Origin of the sequence: Flagellimonas oceanensis, assembly GCF_003992595.1 — a bacterium.
Taxonomy (GTDB): Bacteria; Bacteroidota; Bacteroidia; order Flavobacteriales; family Flavobacteriaceae; genus Flagellimonas; species Flagellimonas oceanensis.
Genome location: NZ_RZNA01000020.1, coordinates 1 through 8,944, shown reverse-complemented (window position 1 = coordinate 8,944; position 8,944 = coordinate 1). Strand labels below are relative to the sequence as shown.

General features: G+C 46.8%; 6 protein-coding genes. 4 read left to right on the top strand and 2 right to left on the bottom strand.

Translation table 11 applies throughout. The annotated features are described in order from the left end of the window. The 4 genes from EO132_RS06390 to EO132_RS06375 all read left to right on the top strand — a co-directional run. On the top strand, nucleotides 1–2,562 hold a 2,562-nt coding region (locus tag EO132_RS06390; protein ID WP_127137089.1), incomplete at its 5' end, for a SusC/RagA family TonB-linked outer membrane protein. Between the two features lie 16 nt (nucleotides 2,563–2,578). Then, a complete protein-coding gene (locus EO132_RS06385; RefSeq protein WP_127137088.1) occupies nucleotides 2,579–4,015 on the top strand; it encodes a RagB/SusD family nutrient uptake outer membrane protein in 1,437 nt (478 codons plus the stop codon). Between the two features lie 83 nt (nucleotides 4,016–4,098). Then, on the top strand, nucleotides 4,099–6,441 hold the full coding sequence (locus EO132_RS06380) for a zinc-dependent metalloprotease (protein WP_127137087.1): 2,343 nt from the start codon (nucleotides 4,099–4,101) through the stop codon (nucleotides 6,439–6,441). Between the two features lie 138 nt (nucleotides 6,442–6,579). Next, nucleotides 6,580–8,121 (top strand): IS1182 family transposase, encoded by a 1,542-nt coding sequence (locus EO132_RS06375; protein WP_127137086.1) that lies wholly within the window; start codon nucleotides 6,580–6,582, stop codon nucleotides 8,119–8,121. Between the two features lie 126 nt (nucleotides 8,122–8,247). Here EO132_RS06375 and EO132_RS06370 read toward each other — a convergent pair whose 3' ends face one another. Beyond that, nucleotides 8,248–8,499, bottom strand: a complete 252-nt coding sequence (locus EO132_RS06370; protein WP_127137033.1) for a DUF6520 family protein — start codon at nucleotides 8,497–8,499, stop codon at nucleotides 8,248–8,250. Between the two features lie 52 nt (nucleotides 8,500–8,551). Then, the coding region (locus tag EO132_RS06365) for a MauE/DoxX family redox-associated membrane protein (RefSeq protein ID WP_127137085.1) at nucleotides 8,552–8,944 on the bottom strand (393 nt) is incomplete at its 5' end.

Here is an 8,944-nt window from a genome sequence, read left to right as displayed (position 1 = left end):
ATGCAAGGCCAATTGTCCGGGGTCAACATTGCCCAGACCACTGGGCTACCTGGTGGTGGTTTCAACATCGAAGTGCGGGGCAGGAATTTTATCAATGGTGCTACAGACCCCCTGTTCATCGTGGATGGTGTGCCCTTCGGTTCACAATCCCTTGGGGCATCGAGAGTATCTGGCCAAATCATCGGTGGCAGTATCAGTCCCTTAAACGCCATCAATCCAAACGACATTGAGAGTATTGAAGTGCTCAAGGATGCTGATGCCACAGCCATCTATGGATCCCGTGGGGCCAATGGGGTGGTACTGATCACCACCAAAAAAGGCAGGGCCGGCAAAACACGTTTTGATGCCCACTTGAGCACCACCCTTGGTAAAGTGTCCCGTTTTTTGGACCTAATGGACACCGAACAGTATTTGGAAGTACGAAGGGAGGGCATTACAAATGATGGATACGGCGACCTATTGGAAGATCCCGGATTTGACTTTTTCTGGCCCGATGTCAAATTATGGGACAATAACCGATACACTGACTGGCAAAAGGAACTCATCGGGGGAACCTCCTACCGGAACAATGCACAGCTCTCTGTATCCGGCGGCAATGACCTGACACAATTTTTGATCAGTGGATCCTATCAAAAGGAGACTACCGTGTTTCCCGGGGATTCCAATTATCAAAAGGCAAACCTGCGTAGCAATATAAACCATCAATCCGAGAATGCTCGCTTCAAGATCAACCTCTCGATCGGGTACACCAATGAGAACAACAAAATGCCCACAGTCGATTTTACTTCCAAGGCCTATTCCTTGGAACCCAATGCACCTCGAATTTATGATGACGAGGGGAACATCAATTGGGAGAACAATACTTGGGACAACCCATTGGCCTCCTTGGAGGAAACCTATAAATCCACATCGAATACCCTTATTTCAAATGCGCTTGTTTCCTATGAGGTTACATCAAACTTGGAATTCAGGTCAAATATGGGGTTCACGGATTACCGCTTGGATTCGTACAGGGCCATGCCCAGTTCGGCACGGAATCCGGGTCTGGGGGTTACTCCGCAAAACTATTCCCATCTGATCACCAATGCTTCCCAAAGGGTGTCATGGATCGTGGAACCCCAATTGAACTGGCGGAAGGATTGGAATGGAGTTGCCCTGGACCTTCTCGTCGGAACCACATTCCAAGAGGAAACCATGGAGCAGTTAGTGCAAAGGGGACTGGGTTTTCCCAATAATGGATTGTTGGAAAACCTTGCCGCCGCAGAAAACCTTCAAGTATTTTCAGATACCGATGGCAAATACAAATACAATGCATTGTTTGGAAGAATCAATGTGAACTTATTGAATCGGTATATCCTCAACCTTACGGGCCGTAGGGACGGCTCTTCGCGCTTCGGCCCTGGAAAACAGTTCGGAAACTTTGGTGCGGTAGGCCTTGCTTGGATATTTTCAAAAGAGCGCCTGTTCAGTGAAGGCTCCCTGTTGAGTTTCGGTAAGCTACGGGCAAGTTATGGAAGCACGGGAAGTGACAACATCGGCGACTATCGCTTTTTGGACACCTATCAGGTTTCCGGAAATAACTATAACGGTGTTACGGTGTTGGAGCCAACGGGCATCTACAATCCACGTTTCAGTTGGGAGGAAAACAACAAACTGGAAGCCGCCCTGGAACTGGGCTTTTTCAAGGACAGACTGTTGGTCAACACCTCATGGTACCGCAATCGTTCTTCCAATCAGTTGGTAGGAATTCCTTTGGCAGCGACCACAGGGTTTGCGGAACTGACGGGAAACTTCGATGCCGTTGTGGAGAATACGGGGCTTGAAGTGGACCTTCGTACGGTAAATATCCAATCAAAAGGGTTCAACTGGTCCACAACCCTTAATCTGACCGTTCCCAAGAGCAAACTTGTAGCCTTTGATGGCTTGAAAAACTCCACTTTTGCAAATCGCTATAGTATTGGCCAACCCCTGACCATCGTTAAACTCTATCATGCCCTTGGGGTAGATCCGGAAACAGGGGCATATACCTTTGAGGACTATAATGGGGACGGTGACATCAACAGGGCGGAGGACCGACAATGGATAGAAGATCTGGCCCCCAAGTTTTATGGTGGATTTGGAAATTCCCTAAGTCTGGGCAACCTGACTATGGATGTGCTCTTCCAGTTCAAAAAACAAAAGGCCTATAACACCTTACGATTCGATGCAACCCCTGGGTACAAGGGCAACACTCCTGCAGAACTCTACAACCGATGGGAGGAGCCAGGGGATGTGAAACCCATCCAGAGGGCTTCGGGTGGCCTAGCCGGCGGCGAGGATCTAGGGTCACTTCAAGAGGATAGCAATGCGTCCATTTCCGATGCATCCTTTGTCCGATTGCGGAATATATCCCTGACCTATAAAGTTCCTTCTATGCGTCCCGGATTGGATATGAAAGTCTATCTCCAAGGACAGAACCTCTGGACACTGACCAATTACGAGGGGCCCGATCCCGAGCAACCTTCAAGCACCCGATTGCCCCCATTGAGACAAATAACCTTGGGCGTCCAAATTAGTTTTTAACCGATAAAACAGCAGTATGAAACATTCAGAATATATAAATACACTTGATGTGGCCCTATTGAGGTCATTGTTGAAACCCTATCCAACCCTTAAAAAGTCATGCCTTTTAATATCAGCCATTTTGGTAATGGGTTGTGCAGACTTTGTGGAAGTGCAACCACCTAAAAATACCTTGGTATCCGAAACCGTGTTCAATGATGCGGCCACTGTGGAGTCCGCATTGGCCAACCTTTATTACGATATGCGCGAACAGGGGATGGTTTCGGGGGCCTTTGGCCTGACAACGGCGATGGGCATTTATAGTGATGAATTGGATTATTATGGTTTTAGCGCCGATTATGTCCAACTCTTCCAACATAATGTACTCCCGGGGAATGGGGCCGTCTTGGAATGGTGGCGACAGGCATACCATCTCATTTATGGGGCCAATGATATAATCAAGGGAGTGGATGGTACGGATGGGCTGACCACGGTAGAAAAGAACAGCTTCAAGGGTCAGGCCTTGTTTATCAGGGCCTATTTGCACAGTTTATTGGTATCAGTTTTTGGGGACGTGCCCTATGTCGAGACCACGGACTACTTGAAAACCAATACGGTTGTCCGAACGGATGTGGACGAGGTAAATGATCTTATCATAGCAGACCTTGAAGCCGCATTGGTTTTGTTGGAAGGGACTGCACCTGTTTCCGATGAACGTATTTATCCTGACCAAAATGTGGTCAAGGCCTTATTGGCGCGAATGCACCTTTATATTGGATACTGGGAAGAGGCTGCAGCAATGGCAACCGAACTGATCGACGACTTTCCCCTGGAGTCCGACTTGAATCAAGTTTTTCTCAAGGGTTCCCAAGAAACGATTTGGCAACTAAAGGCGGACAATGAATCTCCGAAAAATACCCGTGAGGCCGAACAGCTCATCATCCAGAGTGTTCCAGGCCAGACCTATGCGCTAACAAATGATCTTCTAAATGCTTTTGAAGCGGATGACTTGCGAAGGGACCAATGGGTCAATGGTATTTCAGATATGGACAATACTGTTACCTATTACTATGCCCATAAATACAAGGCTGGTATCAATGAAAATGAAGCCTTGGAATATTCCATTCTTTTTCGATCTGCCGAACAAATGTTGATCCGTGCAGAAGCCAGGATTAGGTTGGGTGATATTGTCGGAGCTCAAAGTGATTTGAACGCCATTCGGAACCGGGCAGGTTTGGCCAATACCATGGCCAGTACACAGAACGAGATTTTGGATGCTATCATTAATGAACGCAGGTTTGAACTTTTTACAGAGCAGGGACATCGATGGTTTGACCTTAAACGATTGGGGAAAGCGGACGAAATCTTGGGACAATTCAAACCGAATTGGAAAGCCACGGATGTACGGCTGCCAATCCCAGAGAGCGAATTGGACACCAACCCCAACTTATTGCCACAGAACCCGGGCTATTGAGTTTATCACATTACATAGCAACGATACCCTATTCCCTCAAAACGGGGAGGGTTCCGATTCCAAACCCAAAGTAAATCCAAAATATGAGAAACTTAATCCTTATCTGTTTGTTGTCTCTACAGTGTTGGGGATATGCCCTTGACCCAATCAAAGGAGCTGTAATGAATGGTTCAATTGTTGAAACCATTGAACAAGAACCTTTCTTGACCTCTTTTATCCAAGGGGGGCAACTCTATTTGAACATCCCAGATTCGCTATTGGACAAGCCGATGCTTTTTACTTGCCATGACAATATGAGGCGAAGTGCCATGCAAGTGGTATGGTCGAAACTCCATGACAAGATACTGTTGAAGCAACAGGCCGTTGCCTCCACTGCAGGAATCATTATACCGTTCAAGGAAGGGATTGACCTGAAGGACAATATCCTGGCCATATTTCCCATGGAAAGGGAACTGGCTTTACCCGGTGGCCATTGTATCAATATCACCGACCTCATTTTGAACCAAGAATTGGAATGGCCCCAAGGACTGGGAGTTTCCTTTGGAAACCCGGTGCCCCGATTGTCGGTCTTAATGGGCACCAAGGATTTGGACGGGGAGGTAATTATCAAGGCCCGAAGGGGCATGATCAGGAGGAATTCCAAAGCTTCGGTTCCCCTCTATTTTGGGTTCTGTGCCTTGGGGTCACCAATGAAAGCCAGAAGGTTTGATTATCGCATGGGCTTCTATCCCGACGGGAAGATGGGGGTTAGGTTCGGCCAACAAAATGGATTGGCCAATATCACCCGTTGGCGGTTGGAAAAAAAATTCAAGGATCAAAATATCAGCGTTCCCGTTAAACCTATTTCGTTTTTGATTTCCCCAGAGGTCCCCAAAAAATGGCGATCCTATATCAAGGCAGGGATTGAAGAGTGGGTGCCCGCATTTGAGTCCGCGGGATTCAAGGACGCCCTTGTGGTCAAGGAATTGGACAGTTTGGACGAATGGACGGCTCATAGTATCCATTCCAACGTAGTGCACTGGAACCAAAAAAAATATATGAGAGGTTGGGAATATGAGGATTATGGAGGAACCCTTGGCCATATTATTGATTTGAGGTCCGGGGAAATTCTACGTGGCGACATTTTTATGGGGGCATCAGTGCGGACTGTAATGGAGGCTTACTTTGTCCGGGCTGCCCCATTGGACAATAGGGCGCAGCGTTTCCCCTTTCCCGATGAACTCATTGGCGAACTGTTCCAAGCGATAACGGCCCACGAAGCAGGACATGTTTTTGGAATCATGGATGCCAATTTTGGGGAGTATCGGTACCCATGGGATAAAATGGGCGACAGCACTTGGTTGCGCACCATGGGGTATACCCCAAGTGTAATGAACTATACCAGGCCCTCAAACATTCCCCAGCCCTCGGATAGTGTACCCCCTTCGTTGTTGTTAAGACATGTGGGGCCCACCGATAGGTATAACATCAAATGGGCCTATACGGAATTTCCCGAGGGGACAACTCCCCAGCAGGAGAAAGCTGCTTTGGAACGGATGGTCCGATGGCAGGATTCGGTGCCTTGGTACCGGTTCAATCGGAACCAGATGGAGGTTATTGGACCCACAGCCTCCAATGAGGTGGTTGAGACCAACGATCCGGTCCGTAGTACAGGATTGGCCTTAAAAAATATAGAACGTGTGATCGACCTATTACCTGATGTCACGAACGATCAAAATGATAATGGACGCTTGAATCGATTATATGAAAAGACCCTGGAATTGTGGTACAATCATATGGTACATGTTTCGACCCTTATAGGGGGGTATGATATCCATTACAAAGCCATGAGTCAACCGGGGAACATGTACACTTCCATTCCTTGGAAGGACCAAATGGAAGCCTTGGATTTTCTTTTGACACATGCTTTTGCCCCTCCGGATTGGTTGGTAGAACCCGATTTCCATACCAAAAACAGATATTCCACCTTCCCAGACCTGGTCTTGCACTACCAACAAAAGTTAATCATCGACCTGCTTAGGGCCCGTAGGATAAAACGAATGGAGCATCTGGAGGAAGTCTCGGGGAATAAAGGATTGGTCAAAGCATATCTAAGGTATTTGCAAGATGGTTTGTTCAAAGAGATATGGGAAAGTTTCGGTCATGTTGATCGCAGGAAACAGGAAATTCAAAGGGCCTATATCGATACTATAATAGCTATGTTGGGACAGGAAAGGAGCATTATGGAAATTGAAAACCAATTCTTTGTGCATTCTGACTATTCAAAAGGCCTATTGCTCATACAATTGATGGATTTGAAAACAGAGATTGAAAAAGGCATGAGAAGGAATAGAAATGTCGACACATTGGGCCATTGGCGATTGTGTCTCGAAAAAATCAATACTGCATTGTTAGTGACTCCAACGAATTCCATCCAAGATGACTAAGGTCACTTGTCATGGTCTATTTGAATTAGTGAAAAGAAGCTGTCTCATAACCGGGACAGCTTTTTTATTGAATATACAGGAGCATTTGCTTGTTTTCATCCTGTATTTAGCGTAAATTATAGTCTGATAACCAGACGTATGAATACCAATTTTCAAGATTACAACCAACAGCAAAATTGGCTTTTTCCACCCAGCATAGAAGAACTGATCCCACAGAACCATCCGGTGCGTGTGGTCAATGGGGTGATCGAACAACTTGACCTAGGGTTGCTCGTTGCAGAGTACAGCCGGGAGGGTAAACCGAGCTACCACCCCAAAATGATGCTCAAGGTAATGGTCTATGCTTATATGGACAACACCTACTCCTCCAGGAAGATCGAAAAGGCCATGCGCGAGAACATCAATTATATGTGGCTGTCCGCCCGACAGGTAGCCGATCACAACACCATCGCCCGTTTCCGTAGCAAAAAACTCAAGACCATCTTCAAGGATATCTTCAAGCAGGTGGTACTGCTCCTGGCCGAGGAAGGACTGGTCACCCTTAAGGGAGTCTTTACCGATGGCACCAAGATAGAGTCTATGGCAGGTCGGTACACCTTTGTATGGGGCAATGCCATCAAAACGCGCAGGGAGAAAATGTCAGAACAGCTGGAAGAGCTTTGGCAGTACGCCCAGAGCGTGGCCGATGAAGAGGACAAGGATCCAACACCACCGGACTTCACGAAAATGGACAGGAAGAAAGTGGAAAGGACCGCCCAAAAGATCAATAAAATACTCAAGGGAAACCCCGGGGTCGGCAGCAAACAGAGGGCCAAAGCACGGTACATTGAAAAGCACTTTCCCGCCAATATAGAAAAGTACGAAGGCCAGGAAGCGCTACTGGCCGGGCGCAACAGTTACAGCAAGACCGATCCCGACGCCACCTTCATGCGGATGAAAGAGGACCATATGCAGAACGGGCAGCTCAAGCCCGGTTACAACGTACAGATCAGTTCCGAGTCACAGTTTATCATCCATTACAGTCTCCACCAGACCACCAATGACATCCACACGCTCAAACCGCACCTGCAGACCTATGAACACCTTTACGGGGCACTCCCCGAAAACCTGACCGCCGATGCCGGCTACGGCAGTGAGCAGAACTATGGGTACCTTGAAAATGTGGGAATCGAGGGCTACGTGAAGTACAGCACCTTTGACAAAGAGGAACAGACCTACAAATCCAAGAAAAAGAAAAATGGAAAGGACGATTTTAACAGAAATAACCTACACTATAATGCGGAAGGTGACTATTACGTATGCCCGATGGGACAGCATATGGAGCGAACACACGATCAGAAAAGGACCACCAAATCCGGTTACCGGCAAACAACCAGTATTTACCAGGCCAGGAACTGCCAGGGCTGCTCACTGCGCGGAATGTGCCATAAGTCAAAATACAACCGAAAAGTAGAGCGCAACCACCAACTGGAACGTCACAAAGAGGCCGTCAGGAAAAGGCTCACCAGCGAAGAGGGCATAGAAAGGCGAAAAAGACGGACCGCGGATGTGGAACCGGTGTTCGGTCATATCAAATCGAACCGTAACTTCAAACGATTTACCCATAAAGGAATCAAAAAGGTGGAATTGGAGTTCGGATTGCACGCATTGGCCCATAATATGCGCAAAAAAGCGGCATAGGGCCACTTGGAAAATTTATCCCTTCACCAAAATAGGAAAATTAAGAGGTCTAAGACACCAAATTAAAAAACCGCCCCATTCTGTGAAATGAGACGGCTTCTTTTTTGTAAGGAAAGCATTCAAGTTCTAAGGCTTGCTTAATTGCGTACTTGTGATATCATCAGATTCATACAACTGGTAACCCAAGTATTCACAATTTTCATTGCCCCCTTGAAAACAGGCTTCCTCAACCATGATAGTTTGCCAAGGCTCGTTGAGCGGTTTGTAATAGGCCACTCTATCAGCATCAGCTGATGGAGCCTCTGTGGCAAATGCCAAGCCGACCGCCAACAAAATGGCAAAGGCCGGTAAAACAAGTTTTAAAAAATTAGATTTCATAATACTAAGTATAAAAGTTAATGCCTACTCTTTTCTAGGTTTTCGGCATCCCCTACTGCACAGTATTTTGATGTGTTTGCATATTATATTGTTTCTTGGACCAAAGGATTCCCAATAAGGCAAGGAACATAAAAGAGATATTCAATAGGATATGGTCCTTCCATCCCAAGGCCGATATGACCCCGCCACAGGAACAGGGGATGGATTCGCTGTACCTAAGAACTATAATGATATAGATGGTGAATACCCCCAAAAGAATAAAACTGGCGTAAAATGCTATGATTTGATATCTACGAAACCACAATAGACCAGCAATGACCAATTCCAGAAAAGGCACGACCCATGAGATCAAAGAAGCATAGGGGGATATATAGGGCATCCGTTCCAACCGCATTTCAAAGATGTCCAAGTGCATCAGTTTGCTCACCGCTGTATAAACAAAAAG